This window comes from Pseudovibrio exalbescens DSM 16456, from assembly GCF_000422785.1.
GTDB classification, from domain to species: domain Bacteria; phylum Pseudomonadota; class Alphaproteobacteria; order Rhizobiales; family Stappiaceae; genus Pseudovibrio; species Pseudovibrio exalbescens.
In genome coordinates this window covers 1-17,750 of sequence record NZ_AUGS01000010.1, presented here as the reverse complement: position 1 = coordinate 17,750, position 17,750 = coordinate 1, and the positions used below count along the sequence as shown (strand labels likewise).

Sequence of the window (17,750 nt, the reverse complement as noted above, 5' to 3'; positions counted from 1 at the left end):
TTTGCTTCTCCTCACAAGCTGATCAAAGACCGTCGCCCAAGAAGGATCGACAGAAATACAGGTGCGCCAATTACAGCCATGATGATGCCAATCGGCAGTTCAGCCGGCGCGACAATGCTGCGACTGACCATGTCCGCCGCGACCAGAAGCGAGGCGCCCAAAAGTGCGCAGCCGGGCAACAAGAGGCGATGATCAGGCCCGATCAAAAGGCGCAACAAGTGGGGGACAACAATGCCCACAAAACCGATGGCCCCGGCAGCCGACACGGCGGCGCCTGTAGCTGCCGCAACCACCACAATTAAAATTCGTTTAAGCTTTTGAGTATCATAGCCCATGTGAAAAGCTTCCGCTTCCCCGAGCAGCAGCGCGTTCAGCCCCCGGCTGAGAAATGGCATGGCAACGAGCAGCGCGAGGATAAAGGGCAAAATGGACCAGACGCGTTGCCAGGTCGCCGCGCCCAGACTGCCCATACTCCAAAACGTGAAGTCACGCAGTTGGCTGTCATCGCTCTTGAATATCAAAAGGCCCGTTACGGCCCCCGTTAGCGCGCCAAGAGCAATCCCGGCCAAAAGCATCGTGGCTATGGAGGTTTCTCCACCGCGTGTCGAAACCTTGTAAAGGATCAACGTGGTAACCAGACCGCCTGCAAATGCTGAAAGCGGCAAGAGGTAAGTTCCGACAAGTGAAGCGATAGCCGCTGGCAGATACCCGGCCAAAACGATGGCTGCAACAGCCGCAAGGCTGGATCCTGCGGAAACGCCAATCAATCCCGGATCAGCCAGCGGGTTGCGAAACAGCCCCTGCATCATGGCACCAGACACCCCGAGGGCCGCACCAATCAAAGCCCCGAGCAGCGTTCGCGGCATCCGAATGTCAAACAAAACAACATGATCGCGAAGGGAAAGTGCTTCACCGCCAAATAACGAGGCAAACCATCTGCCCAAACTTGTAAAACTCACCGAAGTTGGGCCGCTCGCCATGGATGCCAACAAAACACATCCGCACAAAACAAACAGGACAGGCAAACAATAGGTTCGCCAGAACTGACGGGATCTTGCAGCACAGCCTGAAGGTTCTGAACGGCGTTCCTGATACTCTGAGATTGCCGCCATTTCCGCTCAGCCTTCCGGAGTTAGCTTCTTGAGTTTACTTGACAGCTCGCGGATTGCATCCGCAGTGCGCGGTCCAAATCCCAGCAAATACGAGCCCTTCATCGCGATATAGGCTTCGTTTTGACCGGCAGGGGTCTGATCCAGAGCAGGCACACGGTTCATCGCGTCCTTCATATCCTCTGCGCCATGACGCGTCATCATCAGGACCACATCGGGCCGCGCAGATAGCAGAGCCTCGGTGACCACCGGCTTATAGCCTTCAAAGCTGTCCATGGCATTGACGCCTCCGGCCAACTCTATAATTGCGTCCGCCGCCGTATTGGTTCCAGATACCGTGAGGCGATCTCCTGATATGGAGAGAACGAACATGACACGCGGCCTCGTGGATGTATCAGCAGCTTCAGCTATTGCGGCGTCCAGATCCGCCGCCACGGTTTCACTCAAGGCCTTGGCTTTGTCCGGAACATTCAACGCCTCACCGATGACCTCAATCTTTTCAAGCACAGCTTGCTTGGTGAAGCCTTCAGGGACAGCAACCAATGGAACTGATGAGGCCTTGAGTACATCCAGCGTGGCTGCGGGTCCCGACCCTTCCATCATCAGGACCAGATCCGGCTCCACCGACAACAGCCCTTCTGCACTGAGCGCCCGCATGTATCCAACGTCGGGAAGCTCGGTGGCAGCCTCGGGATAGGTGCTCGTGGTATCAACGGCAACCAATCGATGTTGCTGCCCCAGCGCATATACGATTTCCGTTGCCGATGATCCGACAGCGACCACCCTCGATCCTTCTTGCGCCTGCGCGGTGAATGAAGCCTGAGGAAGCGCAAGTAGGCCAAGGGCGGCCGCCAAACCAAAACAAACGGATTTCGTGAAACGGGAGCAGGTTGTCGTTAGGTCCATGAGTTCATCCACACAATCTGTTTCCAGCTTGGGGTTGAGTTGAGAAGCCTCAATTCGCACCTGAGCGACGACCTGCGAGTGACTCGCAAGTATTTTCTTGACTTAAATACTCATGTTTTTATAGGAAATCAACGTCTTTGTTTTGCTCCGTGATTCTACGGGCAAATCGGTGGCAAAACGCCCACCATCGGACAGGTTTCTAAGGGATCACGTGCACCCAAAGCGCACGAAAATCGAGGCCCCTCCCTCTTGTGAGGAGGGCTTCGCAACTTCGCACAGCAGGACTATCGACGATGTATATTGCACTGAACCGCTTCAAAGTCGTCCACGGAGCGGAAGAAGAATTCGAGACAACCTGGAAAAACCGGGAACGCCACTTGGCAGAGGTGCCGGGATATCTTGAGTTTCACATGCTCAAGGGCGCGAAGTTCGACGACCACACCCTCTATGCCTCGCATACCTTGTGGGAAAGCGAGCAACACTTCATTAATTGGACACGTTCAGAAGCTTTCCGCAATGCCCACAAAGGCGCAGGCGAGCGCAAACACATGTATCTGGAAGGACCGCATTTCGAAGGTTTCGAAATCATCCTGACCGAGAAACGCTAGTTTCTCAGCAAAGTCCAACAGGAGAGGGCTCTCCTGTTGGCTCATCTCAAAGCGCGTAGAGTTCCCCATCACACATCACCGATACTGCATCCAAGGCGGTATCCAGGAAGGTCAATCCGGCGCGGTACCCCGGCTTGATGAGGCCGAGATCATCAGCCAGTCCGAGGGCACTTGCTGGGTTGTGCGTTGCCATTTTAACGATTGCTTCCAAGGGCAAGTGGGTGAAGCCTTGCATCAGGCAAACGGCATCATCCATCGCAAGATGGGCGCCGGCGAGGGTGCCGCTAGCATCCGTCAAGCGACCTTCAGCCAGAAAAATTTCCTTGCCATAAAGGTCGAAGGAACGGCGCGTGCCCGCAAGGGTCAACATGGCATCCGTCACCAGGCACAGATGATCCGGCTTACACTTTGCCGCCAACAGGAGATTGGCAGGATGCACGTGATAACCATCCGCGATAATGCCTGCATAAGCAGCAGACTCGGCGAGTGCGGCGCCCACGACACCAGGTGCACGCCCGGTGATTTGGGACATGGCATTGAACAGGTGTGTCATACCACTGAGCCCTTCGGCCATCGCCGCCTGCACCTGTTCGTACGTGGCTTGAGTGTGCCCAGCAAACACAACTGCCCCGCTCTCCACCAAAGTCTTTACAGTGCCTGGGGTCTGTTCTTCGGGAGCCAGCGTGATCAAGCGAATACCAGTCGTCGCCTGTGTCAACTGCGCCATATCTTCAGGGTTCAACCCGCGTACGCACCCTTTGGGATGAATACCGGATCGCTCCTTTGAGAGAAACGGTCCTTCAAGATGCATGCCTAAAATACCCGGCACATGCTGCTCAATGGCCTCTTCCACGGCCCTCATGGCCTTGACAAAATCCTGTCCCGGCGCGGTGATGAACGTTGGCAAGGTATAGGCGGTACCACCGGCGCGGGCTCCATCTGAAATGGCTCTTACCGCTTTTACATCCGGCTGATCATTGAACTGAATGTCCAGCGCCCCATTGATCTGAATATCAATGAAACCCGGCGTCAGAATTTCGGCATGGGCATCAAACTTGATGTTGGCAGGGGCGGCCGCAGCAGGATAAACAGCCGCAATCCGATCCCCGTCCACCTCCACGACCATATTGGCACGTCCCGGCTGACCCGTGCCATCGATGAGCCGTTCCGCATGCAGACGTTGAACGCCCGTTTTCTTATCAGAGCTGGACACTGTCATCTCCCTTTGGGTGGACATACTCATAGTAGGCACGGTTCGCCAGACGGCTCGCCGCCTCAGAATCCAATAGTATGGTCGCCGTTTGATGCATCTGCAGGGCTGAGGCCGGACAATTGGCACTCATTGGCCCTTCGATCATCGCCGCGACAGCATCAGCTTTCCCTGCGCCCGTCGCCAACAGCAGGCATTCACGCGCATCCATGATCGTAGCAATGCCCATGGTAATGGCGTAGATGGGTGTCTCGTCAAAGCTTGCGAAATAGCGCTGGTTTGCCCGGCGCGTATCTTCAGTCAAGGTTTTGACCCGCGTCCGGGATTGCAAGCTTGAAGAGGGCTCGTTGAAGCCGATATGACCATTGTGGCCGATTCCCAGAAGCTGCAAATCAATGCCGCCTGCGGCATGAATCGCCGCCTCATAGTCGGCAGCAGCCTGATCTGGATGGCTCGCCATGCCGTCCGGTAGATGTGTGGCTGCTTCCGGTATATCAATATGCTTGAACAGCGCTTCGCGCATATAGGTGTGATACGAACAAGGATGCTCCGCCGGCAGGCCGATATATTCGTCTAGATTGAAGGTTGTCGCTTCGGAAAACGACACTCTCTTTTGATTGTAGAGCGCAACAAGTTCTTCATAGACACGGGTCATGGTGCCACCGGTGGCAAGACCAAGAACGCTATCGGGCTTCTTGTTGACCGCCTGCGCCAATCTTCGGGCAGTGTCCTTTTCAGCAGCTTCCGCGGTATCGTGAATTAGGATTTTCATTGGATCAACTCTCCCGCTTGGCGTGGCTCAAAGCGCCGTACAAACCGGCATCATGGCCGAGTATGGCATGACTGACCTCGACCTGAAACAATTCCGGTTCTCCAGCAATCGCGGTTGCGACTTGGTCAAGATAACCGGAGGCCAAACCAACACTGCCCCCAATTACAATGCGTTCCAGTCCCAGCAACGCTCTTAGGTCACAACAAGCCTCCGCCACGGCGCAAGCAGAGGTTTCAACAATGGTTTTCGCCCATCCCTCGCCCGCATTCCATGCGCGAAATACATCAACGGCACTGTCGATATCGCGACCCAGATCCTTGGCAATGCGAGCAATGGCCGTGCCCGAGGCAACGCTTTCCAGCGTACCAAACCGTCCGCTGCCGCAAAACCGCGAGGCGTAGCTGTTTCGCGTGAACCCGATGTGCCCCGGCAAGCCACTTGGCGCCTCAAGCATGTTACCGCCAAACACGAACCCACCGCCGACACCGGTGGACACGGTTATGAACCCGCAAGGGTCGGCTCCCTTGCCCGCGCCAAATCGCGCTTCGCCCAAAGCTGCGGCCTGCGCATCATTCATGATCACGGCCGGGCATCCGACACGGTCCAACAGCATGTCTTTCAAGGGCACGGAGGTAACGCCTGTGAGCGTCTTGTGATTGACCGAATGCCAATTGCCTTGCCCGTCAACCCGCCCTGCCACAGCTACGCCGAAAGCATCAACAGCAGTAAGCTTAAGCGCGGTGACCAGTTCGGTCAGACACTCCAGCTTTGCCTCAAGGCCGCCATCTCTGGGGGTTGGCACCTGCAGGCGCTCAACGAGCGTGTCGTTTATGAACCGCGCCGCAGCAAGTTTGGTACCGCCAAGGTCTACCGCAACACCCGATAGTGAGGCCATCATCGCTCTCCCGCTGCTTTCAAAGGTGCTGCAAACCAGTTCACCATGTGCTCCAGGCGGGTCAGCGCGGAACCAACCGTGACACAGTCCGCACCGGCAGCAAGGGCCTGCGCTGCAAGATCCGGCGTATTGTAGCGCCCCTCCGCCATGACGAAGCAGTCCAGCGTTTTGCAGGCACGCACCAGTTCCAGATCTGGGGCCTTACTGCGAGAAAACGTCTCTTCCGTATAGCCTGACAGCGTCGTCCCGATGATATCGGCGCCACGCGCGAGGACACGCTGTGCGTCAGAAAAGGTGGCACAATCGGCCATCACAAGGCGCCCTTCCTGCTTTACAGCTGCGACGACATCTTCAAAGGCATCAGGTCTCCAACGATCACTTGCATCTACCGCAACAATGTCTGCGCCAGCGGCCATGAGCGCGCGGGCATCTTCAACAAAAGGCGTTATTCGTACCGGTGTGTTTTCAAGGTCTCGCTTGACGATCCCGATGAGAGGCAAACGAACCTTGCTGCGCACAGCAGCAACGTTTTCAAAGCCCTCAATACGCACCCCGTCCGCCCCGCCAATTTCAGCTGCCTGCGCCATTGCGGCGATTATCTCTGGCGTATCCATTGGACCGCCATCCACGGGCTGGCAGGAAACCACCAGCCCCCCTTTCAATTGATCCAGCATCTTGCTCCTGCTCCTTTCCTACTTCAGCAAGGACGGCAGTCCGGTGGCCAGTACCGGAAACACACAAACCAGGGCCAACACCACAAAGGGCGGGATCAGCCACGGCAGGATCGCCTTGGCCAGCTTGTGGTAGGAAATGTCACCCACCTTGGCGACCACGAACAAGGACATGCCCATGGGCGGTGTCAGTGTTGAAATCATGAGGTTGAGCACGGTGATGATGCCGAAATGGACCGGATCGATCCCGTAGCTCAGGGAAACCGGCACGAGAATGGGGACAACGATGAGAAGGATAGCCAGACTCTCGATAAATGCGCCCAACACAAAAATCAGGAGGTTGATGGCAATCAGAAACGTGATCGGACTGTCGATGAAGCCTAGGAACAGCGAGGCGATTTGTTGCGGCGCTTGCTCGCGCGCCAGAACGAACCCCAAAAGGTTCACGCCTGCAATGATGGTCGCAATGGCCGCCGATGTGGATGCCGTCTCGTAGATGGCGTTCCAAAGCTTTTTAAATGTCATCTCGCGGTAGATGAACAGGTCAATCAACAATGCATAGACCACAGTAACCGCTGCGGCTTCAGTGGGAGAGAACATGCCACTGAAAATGCCACCAACGATCACGGCAGGTGTCAGCAACGCCGGGAACGACCGCACGAACATACCAGCCACTTCCTTGGCTGCATACGGACGATCTCTGGGAAAATCATATTTGCGCGCCAACACATAGACCATGATCATCAGCGTACCGGCACACAAGAACCCCGGCACCACACCGCCAAGAAAAAGCTGGCCAATGGAGGTGTTGGAGATCACCCCGTAGAGCACCATCGTGATGCTTGGGGGAACTAAAGGCCCGATCATGGAGGAGGCTGCCGTCACAGATCCGGAAAAATCATCCGGATATCCTGCATCACGCATTGCCTTTATTTCCATCTTTCCGAGCCCGCCCGCATCCGCCACGGCTGATCCGGACATGCCAGAAAAGAACAGAGAGGCCAACACGTTAACGTGACCAAGGCCGCCCGGCATACGCCCCACAAGCGCCCGCGCAAAACCAAAGAGCTGGTTCGTAATCCCGGCGCTGTTCAGGATGGCGGCCGCAAGAAGGAACAACGGCACCGCCAGAATGGGAAAGGAATTGAGACCGTTGACCATCAATTCCGCTGCGAAATTGATACCAAAACCGGAATACAGGAAGTAGCCGAGCGACACGAAGATCATCGCAATGCCGATGGGCACGCCAATGAACACCATCACCAACCATATGGCGCATACAGCAATCAGTGTCATGATTACACTCCTTCCGCCGGCGCGGATTTCAGCGCGCGCACGTGGCGGTAGATCCGCTGTGCAACCCGATACATGATGAGGAACGAGGCGACGAAGTAAGACGCATAAAGAGCTGCGTCGGTAAACGGCAGAGTGACGGACTCGTTATACCAGGTCCGCATGATGGTCTTGTAGCCGATGTGGCACAGATAGGCGGTCGCCGCGAGGTAGATGATATCAACAATGGTATAAAGGATGAGCTTGAACCGCGGCCCCATTAGATCTGCCAGCATCTCCATGCGCAGATGGCCATCCGTACGCTCAACTTCCCCCACCGCAATGAAGGCCATCCAGACCCAAATCCAACGGGCCAGTTCTTCGGTCCAGACGGGCGCTGTGAACAAGTCAACACGACCCAAGATCTGCAGCATGACAACGCAGATCAATATGATGAACAGGACGGCCGCAACGCAGCCCTCCAAACTGTACTGTTTTCTGGTATTCATGTTCGCGCCCGCGATCCGTTCAGTGATCGACCAGTTGTCGAAATATGAAAGCCGGCACCGTTATCACGTCGGCACCGGCCTCAAGTTATTGATCTTATTTACCGATCAGCGCTGCAATAGAGCCTTTGCCGAACTGTTCTTCCAGTTCGTCATAGTAAGGCTTCATGGCCTGCTGGAATGGGACACGATCTGGTTCGGTAATGGTCAAACCGCGATCCTTGAAGTCCTCCAGAAGGTCTTGCTCGGCTTTGATGGTCGCCATATCCGCAACATCACCACCGGCCAGGAAGGCTTCTTCCACCCAAGCCTTTTCCTGATCGGACAAGTCTTGCCACAGGCTGGCCGAGAGATTGACCGCAGCAGAAGCAACGAAATGGCCTGTCAGTGCGATGTGGCTCTGCACCTCGTAGAACTTCATTGCGTCAATGGTAGGCAGTGGATTTTCCTGAGCATCAACCTGATTGGTCTGCAAGGCCAGATAAACCTCCTGGAAAGCAACCGGGGCAGGTGATGCACCCGTGTTTTCAGCAAATGCAATCAGGAACGGGACGTTTGGCGTGCGAACACGCAAGCCCTTCATGTCTTCAATGGAGTTGATCGGCTTGTTGGATGTCATGTGGCGCGTACCATAGTACCACACATCAAGTTGCTTGATGCCCCGCTTCATGAACTCCTCGTCCATCTTATCGCCAAAGGGTCCGTCAAGGATCTCTTGAAGATGGTCGAAGTTATTAACCACATACGGGGCACCGATCAGCTTCAACTCCGGAATCATGTAGCTCATGTCCGGGTAACCGGTGATGACCGCGCCCAACTCGCCGGCTTGCATCAGGGAGGTCATGGTCTTGAAATCGCCAAGCTGCGCGCTTGGGAAAACGGTGAGCGTCATCTCGCCACCGGAAACCTCTTCCAGCTTGTCCTTGGCGGCCATGATGCCCTTGTAGACGTAGGATGCTTCGTTATCCTGAGTACCGACCGAAATCTCGGTCTGGGCCGCAGCGGCTCCAAGCCCCAGGCCAACCAAAGCGGTCGCCGCCATAAGTGTTTTGAAGAGTTTCATAATCTACCTCCCTGTAGAAAAGTGATAGGACCCCGTTAGCCAGACGTTTCGTCGTCCGCCCCTTTAACGATGGCCTTGCTTGGTGGTGAAAGGCGGGATCGATAGGACCGCTCCAAATGCCGGTCCAAAATGTCCGAGGCCCTGCCGGCGTCTCCTGCCAGGATGGCTTCGTACATCTCCCTGTGTTCTTCGTAGACAACCTGGTCGTGGGCCAGTTGGTCGGTATGCTGAGGACGATGCGACAGCATGAGGTCTACGAAATTGTCATGCAGCGCGAGGATCAACGCGTTACCGACCACAGACAAGATGCTGCGATGGAAGGCGATATCTGTCCGGCCGAAATCTTCGGTTCCAATGGCTGCGTAATTTGCATCAAGCGCTTGCTTGATCTTGGCGATGCTCATGTTGTTGGCTTTGCGGGTCGCCTCACGAATGGCACCGCATTCCAGAAACTGGCGTAGCTGCTCCAACTGCGCCCCGCCCTCCGCATCGCCCAATGCTTCGCGAATATGATCGGCGGCGGAAACGATGATTTTGCCAACTGTGGGCTTGTCAGCCCTTGGGCGTTTGCCTCCGCCAGATGTGGCGTAGCCACTCATTTGCATTTGCGCGATGGCCTCACGAACCGTCGGACGCGACGCGTTGAACCGCTCGCATAGTTCTCGTTCGGTCGGCAATGGATCGCCCACACTGAGCGCTCCCAGCTTGATCTCATGGATCAACATTCTGGCCATGGCTTCGGACGCACGAACCCCTTCGTCTTTACCTATTACTTTTTCAGCTTGATCACTCACAGGACCCTCCCGAGTTGTTGTGATCTGGTTATAGCCCCTGCGATTCAGGAGTTCACCATCCGAATTAGGTATTTTGGTATTACATCTATTATTTTTTGTCAAACCAAAGTTGCGATATGTTTATTTTTGGTCTTATATTGGACGAGAATTAGGATAACCGGAGCACCGGTTAAACAATCTTGGGTGGAAATGGAATGACAAAAAAACTCGCGGGCATGCACGTGGCCCTACTGACCGGCTTTAGCGATCAGGGGGAATTTGACGCAAAAAGGCAGGAAAACATCCTTGAGTATGTACTCAAGCAGAATGTAACCGGGCTCTATGTGGGCGGAAGCAGCGGTGAAGGCGGCCTGATGAATGTTGAGGAACTGGCCCGTCAACAGGAAGTTGTTCGAGACAAAGCCCGCGGCAGCGGCAAACAGCTCATCGCGCATGTCGGCCAACCGAGCCTGCGCGAATCCATCGCTCTGGCCGAACGGGCACAGGAACTGGGTTATGACGGGCTTTCAGCGCTTCCGCCTCATGCCTACCCGTTCTCACAGGAAGAGATCTTCGAATACTATCGCGTCCTCGCCGCGGCAACCGATCTTCCATTGATCGTCTACGAGGTTCCGATCCGTACCGGCCGCCCTACACCTGCGGACCAAATTGCCAAACTGCTGGATCTTCCAAATGTAGCTGGCCTGAAATTCACCAGTTCGGACATGTTCGCGCTCTCTCAGATCCAAAGCGTACGACCGGATGCAACCTACTTCTTCGGCTTTGACGAAATCATTGGCGGAGCAGCGGCTCTTGGTGTGGATGGCGGCATCGGCACCACCTACAATATTCTCGGCAATCTATACACCGCTCTGTTCAAAGCGGTGGAGCTCGGAGAAATGGAAACCCTGCGGGAATTGCAGGGCATATCGCAAGCCTATGTGAACGACATACTCAAGACCGGAGTGATTCCGGGTTGCAAGGCGACGCTACAGGCACTTGGCGTGGACTGCGGCCCGGCCAGAGCGCCGTTTCTGTTGCGTGGCGCGAACCCAAAGGCCATCATTGAAACTGCCATCAACCGACCCGGTTTCCAGCAATGGCTGCCCCGCTGAACGCATAAAAAAGTCTCCGCCAGCGTCCTGGCGGAGACATCGATGAAGGTCACACTGCCGTGCGCCACCACAGACGGGCTATGATGGCACATGTGACCTCTCGAGCGGCATCGAAGCCTTAGCGACGTGGGAACGCCAGTACTTCGATTTCCACCTTTGCGTCCTTTGGCAGACGAGCAACTTCAACGCACGAACGTGCCGGATATGGCGCTTCGTTGTCGTCAAAGAACTTGCCGTAAACTTCGTTGACCTTGGCAAAGTCGTTCAGGTCCTTCACGAAAACGGTCGTTTTCATGATGTCGCGAGCGGACAAGCCAGCTTCCATGAGGATGGCAAGAGCGTTTTTCAGCGACTGAAGGGTCTGCTCTTCAACGGACTCCGGCATTTCGCCAGTTTCAGGGTTGATTGGCAGCTGACCAGACGTAATTACCATTTCGCCCAGAGTTACGCCCTGAACGTAAGGACCGATTGCCGCTGGAGCGTCTTTTGTTGCGATTGCAGTCATATTGTTATCTCCTCAATACTTTTTGCACGGAACTGGTTGCTTGGATTGTCGAACTCGCTTTGCGCAGTGATCGTTTGGAGCTCCCATTCACCCAGTGCCTTGGTTTTTTGTAGGACGCCATACACGGCGTTATGGGTATGCTCGAAAGCAGCCACAGGGCTGTGGCCGGAGAGCAGGCCGGCCAGGAAAACCGCTGATATCAGATCCCCGACACCAACAGGTTGGCGGTCGAAAACCAGATGCGGCCGTTGCGCCAGATAAGGGCCTTCCGAAGTCGCAAGGACCATGGAAAAGCAGTCATCCGACACGCTGTGAAGATGCTTCGCCAAAACGATATCCGGCCCAAGCTCACGCGCAACCTGACAGGCATCCACCGCGTCAGACAAGGACGCGATGTGCTTGCCGGCAAACTGCGACAGCTCGAACTGGTTGGGTACCAGAATATCGGCGAGAGGCATCAATTTATGAATCAGACTTTCGGCGACCCCATCACTGACAATGCAGCCTTTGTCCGGCGCCCCCATGACCGGGTCGCACAAATAGAGACAATTAGGGTTTTCTGCCTTAACCCGGGACACGATATCGGCAATCACGTCACACTGGCTGGCATCGCCGATATAACCGGTAACGATCGCAGAGATATCCGACAGGACGCCAAGCCCGACAAGTCCTTCGAAAACCTCTGCAATCTGATCAGTTGGCATCGGCCGTCCCCGCCACCCTTGCGGGTATTGGGTATGGTTGGAGAAGTGTACTGTGTGGATTGGCCAGACCTCCAGCCCCATTCTCTGCATCGGAAATACGGCACAGCTGTTGCCGGCATGACCGAATGTCACGTGGGATTGGATAGACAGGACACCTTGCACATTACACCTCTCGTTATCGTGCCAACGGGCTTGCTTACGGATAGACCGGAAGCATGTTCATCATTCCAAGAATGTGGCTTGCAGCAACCAGAACACCGAAGGCAATAATCACATACACAAGTGTCGTGCCTCCCCAGACGCGGAACTGCTTGTTGCCAAACTTCTCACGGCTGGCTTTCACCATCAGCGCAGGCACGATAGCGGCCCAGATCGTTGCAGCAAGACCTGCAAAACCGATCGCGATGATGAACCCATCCGGGAAGAACAGCCCGCCAATAATCGGCGGAATCAGCGTCACTGCTGCCGTTTTTGTACGCCCCATTCGACTGTTGTCGAAATGGAAGAAATCGGCCAGGAAGTCAAAAAGACCAAGTGCCACACCCAGGAAAGAACTCGCCACGGCCATGTTACCGAACGCAGACAAGAGGTTAGAAGCCGAGACATTCTCTACGGTCCGACCCAGTGCATTCACCAGAACGCCAATGTTACCGCCCTCTGCAATAACCTGTGCAAACTCTGGACGCGGAATGTTACCGAGGGTCGCAAACAGCCAGATGATGTAAAGGCACAATGCCAGCCCCGTACCCAACGCCAATGACTTGACGATCTTGCGCGGTTCCTTGCCGTAGTACTTCATCAGGCTTGGCACGTTGTGGTGGAAGCCGAAAGACGCAAGACAGAATGGCAGCGCCGCAAACATGAAGGGGAAGTAGCTCAGGACACTCTGATCATTGCCCGTATCGAAGAATACTTCCGCTTTCATCTCGAAAGTGTAGCCAGATACCGACATGATGAAGGTGATGACCATACCGCCAATCAGGATGGTGGTGAAACGGTCAACGGCCTTTGTAGAGTACCAGACGAACGCCCCCAGCCCCAAGGCAAAGATAAAGCCCGCAATGATCTGAGGTGGCGCAACCCCAAGGGTTGCATCAAGCGTATGGTTCACAATGGACCCACCGCCGGAAATATAGGCGTAACAGAGGATATACCCGACGAACGCCACGGAAAGGTTGTTCACCACATTCCATGTCCCGCCCAAGGTATCTTTCACCATGGTGTCAAAGCTTGAGCCGACGGGATAGTTGAGATTTGTTTCCAGGATCATCAATCCGGAGTGCAGCATACAAAACCATGTGAATACGAGCGCAAAGATTGCCCATACGCTCCACATGCCTGCACTCACGGTTGGAACGGAGAACATGCCTGCCCCCACAGCCGTGCCGGCGATAATCATGGCACCCCCAATAAAGGATGGGCTTGCCTTGGCCGGCGTCTCCGTTTTGGCCTCGCTAATATTTGTCATCTTACTTCTCTCCCATGAAGTAATGCACAGCAATTGAAACGGGAGGCGCAGACCCCTCTGCGCCTCCCGAAAGTGGCTTTACTTGATCGGCTTCAACCGAGCCGTGAAGTGACGCAAGACCGGCGGTTCGTATTCGAACTCAAAGCCCTTGAGCTTGTCTGCGTTCTTCGCAACGTCGATCAATGCGTCCGCGATGTAATCCATATGGTCGTTCGTGTAGACACGACGCGGGATGGTCAGGCGGACCAGCTCCAGCGGAGCTTCCTTCTGCTTGCCCGTTTCCGGATCACGACCCAACAGGAACGAACCGATTTCCACCGGACGTACACCAGCTTCCAGGTACAGTGCATTACACAATGCCTGTGCCGGGAACTGATCCCCAGGTATATGCGGCAGGATTTTGCGCGCATCCACGAACACGGCGTGGCCACCTGTTGGATACTGGATTGGCACACCACCTTCCATCAGGCGATCACCGAGGTACTTCACCTGAGAAATACGATAGTGCAGGAAGTCTTCATCTGCGCCTTCGTGCATGCCGCGTGCCAGAGCTTCCATGTCACGACCCGCAAGACCACCGTAGGTCACGAAGCCTTCCATCGGTACGCAAAGCGTCCGAACAGCGCGGAAGAGTTCTTCCTTTTCACGGATTGCGCACATACCGCCGATGTTGACCAGAGGGTCCTTTTTCGCGGACATGGTCAGCATGTCACCGTAGGTGTACATCTCACGGATGATGTCGGTGATGGAATGGTTTTCGTAGCCTTTTTCACGCTGCTTGATAAAGTAAGCGTTTTCGCAGTAACGCGCGGAGTCGATAACGACAGGGATATCGTTCTTCTGAGCGATTTCGTAGACCGCGCGCATGTTGGCGAGTGAAATCGGCTGACCGCCAGAAGAGTTACAGGTTACCGTTGTGATGATAGCTGCAACGTTCTTCGCACCATGCTTGGCAATTTCATCTTCAAGCTTCTGAAGATCGAAGTCGCCCTTCCAGTCATCGTATGTTGTTGTATCAAAAGCCTTTTCCGTTACTACGTTAATGGCCTTTGCACCGTTCATTTCCACGTGTGCAGCAGTTGTGTCAAAGTGGAAGTTCGAAATGAACACCGGCTTGTCGCCGCCACGCACGTCACGCATACGATTGATCAAAGCCGGGAACAGGATCTGTTCTGCACCACGACCCTGGTGAGTTGGCACCACATACTTGTAGCGGAAGAAGTGATCAACAGACTTTTGCAGGTTGAAGTAGTTGCGGCTACCTGCATAGGCCTCATCGCCCATCATCATGCCAGCCCACTGGTAGTCGGACATGGCGCCAGTACCGGAGTCTGTCAGAAGGTCAATGTAGACATCGTCACTTTTCAGCAGGAAGGGGTTGTAACCTGCTTCTTCAAGAGCCTTCACCCGTTCTTCACGAGTGGTCATTTTGATGGGCTCAACCATTTTAATGCGGAATGGCTCAGGAATGCGCTTCATTTTATTTTCCTCATCACAGATGATGTGCATGGACATCCGCCACTTGCGGACTTGCCACGCAAGGGTCTCTTAGATCTGTCCCTCCCAAGAGGAACTGCTCTTTAACGTTGAATGAAAAAGAGGCCTTTCCTGATCTTGCCGGTCAGCGACTTGCAAACAGCTCGGTGGGGCACACAATTCGCCCGCACTCACAAACGCAGTATTCGCAAGTATAACGCTCTCATAATTTGTCAGCCGGGAAGATCTGCCTCAAATGTCAGGCAGCTGAATCAGGAAAGTCATAGGCGAGACGAATATCTCGCGTGTACCATGCCATGTACACATTAATATGGTTTTGAGCAAATAGTTCGCTCAGCTTCATGACCTGCTCCTCACCTCTTACGCTAGGATGCCCCAGCGACAGCAGATGAGTTCATTGAATAAGTAAAGGCGCCTCAAGTCAACTCAAATATATCTAAATTTGGCCATGTACTAATACCTATTTGGCTCGTATTGACACGAAAATTCCAGTTATTTCTCAGGGTTTCTATTTGGCGCAAATTTCTTCCGCTCAGACAGTCGCAATCGCCCGTTTCTTGCTCTCTTCACAAATCTTTCTGTCCACAATGTCGCAGGCACAGATGAATCGTGCTCACGCAAGCCACACCCTTTGGGCTGCTCCCTATCTTCTTCGTGTCAGCTATGCCTTTTTTGTTTTCATGGCTGCTGTTCCGAATAACGACGATGCTGAGTCGTAACCGCTGTGCGCCGAGAACGTGCATCATCTGACGTACCAGCCCTTCCGGAGCGCCTTTTATAAAAGCTTCAAAGCCGACCATTGCGGTTTTCGTATATCAGGTAGTAATCCGGATGTGAGCGTGATTGGGCAGGTGTGCTAGGAAGGAATGGCAAGAAATTCGGGTTTGGGTGACCTGTGTCCGCAGATGCAGGCAAATTGGCCGACCCATTCAAGGTGTCCGCGGTGCGTATAGGGAGTGTGATCGCGATGAAGAAACTGATCAACAAGGTCGAGGATGTGGTCAAGGAACAGATGGAAGGGCTGGTACTGGCTCATCCGCAGCTCAATCTGTGCACCGAGCCATATTATGTCTGGCGCGAGACCGCCGGCGACAAGGTCGCTCTGGTTTCCGGTGGCGGCTCCGGCCATGAACCCATGCATGCCGGTTTCATCGGCGAAGGCATGCTCACCGCCGCCTGTCCGGGGCAGGTCTTCAGCTCCCCGACCCCCGATCAGATGTATGAGTGTGGCAAGACCGTCAAGTCCGACAAGGGCGTCCTGCTCATCATCAAGAACTACACCGGCGATGTGCTCAACTTTGAATCCGCCGTTGAACTGCTGCATTTTGACGACATTCCGGTTGGCTCCATCACCATTGATGATGATGTCGCCGTCAAGGACAGCCTGTACACGGCAGGCCGCCGCGGCGTGGGCGCCACGGTTCTGATTGAAAAGCTCCTCGGCGCAGCTGCCGAGCGCGGTGACGATCTGGCCGCCATTGAAGCCTTGGGCCGCGCGCTCAACAACCGCTCGCGCTCGTTCGGCATCGCGCTGGACGCCTGCGTGGTGCCGGCCGCCGGCAAGCCCTCGTTCGATCTGGCAGATGGCGAAATGGAGTTTGGCGTCGGCATTCACGGCGAGCCGGGTATTGAACGCCGCCCTTACACCGATGTTCAAAGTGTTGTCGCCGACATGCTGAAGGAACTTCTGGCCAACACCGGCTACACCCGCACCGTGCGCAGCTGGAACCGGGAAGACGGCAGTTGGATCGAAGAACAAAGCACCGTTGAGGACTTTGCCGCCGGCGATGAGCTCATCGTTCTGGTCAACGGCATGGGCGCCACACCGGAATCGGAACTGTTCGGCGCTTATCGTGAAACCCACAAGGGGCTGGAAGCGGCTGGCTTCAAGGTTGCCCGGTCGCTGGTGGGCAACTACTGCACGTCATTGAACATGGAAGGCTTCTCCATCACCCTGCTGAAGGCGGATGCGGACACGCTCGCCCTGTGGGATGCACCTGTGGCGGCGCCGTCGCTGCGCTGGGGCAAGTAAGAGCACACAAGGAACAAGACCAAGATGACAGTCACAAAAGACCACATTCTCGGTTGGTTGAAGGCATGCGCGGCCGAGTTCGCCGCGCAGCAGGACTACCTGACCGATCTGGACCGTGAGATTGGCGATGCCGACCATGGCCTGAACATGAACCGCGGCTTTGCCAAGGTCATGGAAAAGCTGCCGACGTTTGAGGCCCAGCCCATTGGCGGCATCATGAAGGGCGTTGGCATGACCTTGATGTCCTCCATCGGCGGGGCCTCCGGCCCGCTTTATGGCACCTTCTTCATCCGCGCTGCCACCTCCACCGCCACCAAGGAAGAGCTGGACCTGGCTGAACTGATCAAGATGCTGGAAGACGGCACGGCCGGCGTTGTCATGCGCGGCAAGGCCGAGCCCGGCGACAAGACCATGTGCGACGTGTGGTGGCCGGTCATGAAAGCCGCCAACGACGCCAAAGAGGCTGGCAGCGATCTGCCCACCGCCCTCGACAAGATGGTGGCTGCGGGCGAAGAAGCGGCCAAGGGCACCATTCCCATGCAGGCGCGCAAGGGCCGCGCCTCTTATCTGGGCGAACGCTCCATCGGCCACCAGGACGCCGGTGCAACATCAAGCCTGATCATGATCAAGGCGCTGGCCGAAAC

Annotated in this window: 18 protein-coding genes; 4 read left to right on the top strand and 14 right to left on the bottom strand. The window is 55.3% G+C overall.

Translation table 11 applies throughout. The annotated features are described in order from the left end of the window. Positions 1–11: 11 nt before the first annotated feature. Entirely contained in the window at positions 12–1,112 is a 1,101-nt protein-coding gene (locus G512_RS0109155) for a FecCD family ABC transporter permease (protein ID WP_028481462.1), read from the bottom strand. A 6-nt stretch (positions 1,113–1,118) separates the two neighbouring features. Further along, positions 1,119–2,015 (bottom strand): heme/hemin ABC transporter substrate-binding protein, encoded by an 897-nt coding sequence (locus G512_RS0109150; protein ID WP_036489309.1) that lies wholly within the window; start codon positions 2,013–2,015, stop codon positions 1,119–1,121. Between the two features lie 293 nt (positions 2,016–2,308). Here G512_RS0109150 and G512_RS0109145 point away from each other — a divergent pair, with 293 nt between their 5' ends. After that, on the top strand, positions 2,309–2,623 hold the full coding sequence (locus G512_RS0109145; RefSeq protein WP_028481460.1) for an antibiotic biosynthesis monooxygenase family protein: 315 nt from the start codon (positions 2,309–2,311) through the stop codon (positions 2,621–2,623). A 46-nt stretch (positions 2,624–2,669) separates the two neighbouring features. On the opposite strand, the gene nagA is transcribed toward G512_RS0109145, so the two are convergent. From nagA to G512_RS0109105, 8 genes are all read right to left on the bottom strand, one after another. Next, entirely contained in the window at positions 2,670–3,836 is a 1,167-nt protein-coding gene (gene nagA, locus G512_RS20505; protein WP_051269168.1) for an N-acetylglucosamine-6-phosphate deacetylase, read from the bottom strand. Continuing rightward, positions 3,823–4,605 (bottom strand): glucosamine-6-phosphate deaminase, encoded by a 783-nt coding sequence (nagB, locus tag G512_RS0109135; protein ID WP_028481459.1) that lies wholly within the window; start codon positions 4,603–4,605, stop codon positions 3,823–3,825. The genes nagA and nagB overlap by 14 nt, the downstream gene beginning before the upstream one ends. Positions 4,606–4,609: 4 nt before the next feature. Next, complete coding sequence (locus G512_RS0109130; RefSeq protein WP_051269187.1) at positions 4,610–5,500, bottom strand: ROK family protein; 891 nt, start codon at positions 5,498–5,500, stop codon at positions 4,610–4,612. After that, positions 5,500–6,174 (bottom strand): N-acetylmannosamine-6-phosphate 2-epimerase, encoded by a 675-nt coding sequence (locus G512_RS0109125; RefSeq protein WP_028481457.1) that lies wholly within the window; start codon positions 6,172–6,174, stop codon positions 5,500–5,502. Before G512_RS0109125 ends, G512_RS0109130 begins: the two co-directional genes overlap by 1 nt. 18 nt (positions 6,175–6,192) lie before the next feature. Continuing rightward, a complete protein-coding gene (locus tag G512_RS0109120) occupies positions 6,193–7,467 on the bottom strand; it encodes a TRAP transporter large permease (protein ID WP_036489263.1) in 1,275 nt (424 codons plus the stop codon). A 2-nt stretch (positions 7,468–7,469) separates the two neighbouring features. Further along, positions 7,470–7,952 carry a TRAP transporter small permease gene (locus G512_RS0109115; RefSeq protein WP_028481455.1) on the bottom strand — a complete coding sequence of 161 codons (483 nt, stop codon included), beginning with the start codon at positions 7,950–7,952 and terminating at the stop codon, positions 7,470–7,472. 94 nt (positions 7,953–8,046) lie between these two features. Next, complete coding sequence (locus tag G512_RS0109110) at positions 8,047–9,012, bottom strand: DctP family TRAP transporter solute-binding subunit (RefSeq protein WP_028481454.1); 966 nt, start codon at positions 9,010–9,012, stop codon at positions 8,047–8,049. 35 nt (positions 9,013–9,047) lie between these two features. Then, positions 9,048–9,806, bottom strand: a complete 759-nt coding sequence (locus G512_RS0109105) for an FCD domain-containing protein (RefSeq protein WP_228130494.1) — start codon at positions 9,804–9,806, stop codon at positions 9,048–9,050. 194 nt (positions 9,807–10,000) lie between these two features. Between G512_RS0109105 and G512_RS0109100 the strand changes: the two genes are divergently transcribed. Then, positions 10,001–10,900 (top strand): dihydrodipicolinate synthase family protein, encoded by a 900-nt coding sequence (locus tag G512_RS0109100; RefSeq protein WP_028481452.1) that lies wholly within the window; start codon positions 10,001–10,003, stop codon positions 10,898–10,900. Positions 10,901–11,018: 118 nt separating this feature from the next. Here the strand turns inward: G512_RS0109100 and G512_RS0109095 are convergent, their stop codons facing one another. The 4 genes from G512_RS0109095 to G512_RS0109080 form a co-directional block, all read right to left on the bottom strand. Continuing rightward, positions 11,019–11,405 (bottom strand): RidA family protein, encoded by a 387-nt coding sequence (locus G512_RS0109095; RefSeq protein WP_028481451.1) that lies wholly within the window; start codon positions 11,403–11,405, stop codon positions 11,019–11,021. Next, positions 11,402–12,271 (bottom strand): pyridoxal kinase PdxY, encoded by an 870-nt coding sequence (gene pdxY, locus G512_RS0109090; protein WP_028481450.1) that lies wholly within the window; start codon positions 12,269–12,271, stop codon positions 11,402–11,404. The genes G512_RS0109095 and pdxY overlap by 4 nt, the downstream gene beginning before the upstream one ends. Before the next feature lie 34 nt (positions 12,272–12,305). Further along, the gene (gene mtr / locus G512_RS0109085) at positions 12,306–13,577 is read right to left on the bottom strand and encodes a tryptophan permease (protein WP_036489260.1); all 1,272 of its coding nucleotides are present in this window, start codon (positions 13,575–13,577) and stop codon (positions 12,306–12,308) included. A 78-nt stretch (positions 13,578–13,655) separates the two neighbouring features. After that, positions 13,656–15,056 carry a tryptophanase gene (locus tag G512_RS0109080; RefSeq protein ID WP_028481448.1) on the bottom strand — a complete coding sequence of 467 codons (1,401 nt, stop codon included), beginning with the start codon at positions 15,054–15,056 and terminating at the stop codon, positions 13,656–13,658. A 985-nt stretch (positions 15,057–16,041) separates the two neighbouring features. Here G512_RS0109080 and dhaK point away from each other — a divergent pair. Next, entirely contained in the window at positions 16,042–17,106 is a 1,065-nt protein-coding gene (gene dhaK, locus G512_RS0109070; protein WP_028481446.1) for a dihydroxyacetone kinase subunit DhaK, read from the top strand. Between the two features lie 24 nt (positions 17,107–17,130). Further along, on the top strand, positions 17,131–17,750 hold a 620-nt coding region (dhaL, locus tag G512_RS0109065), incomplete at its 3' end, for a dihydroxyacetone kinase subunit DhaL (RefSeq protein WP_028481445.1).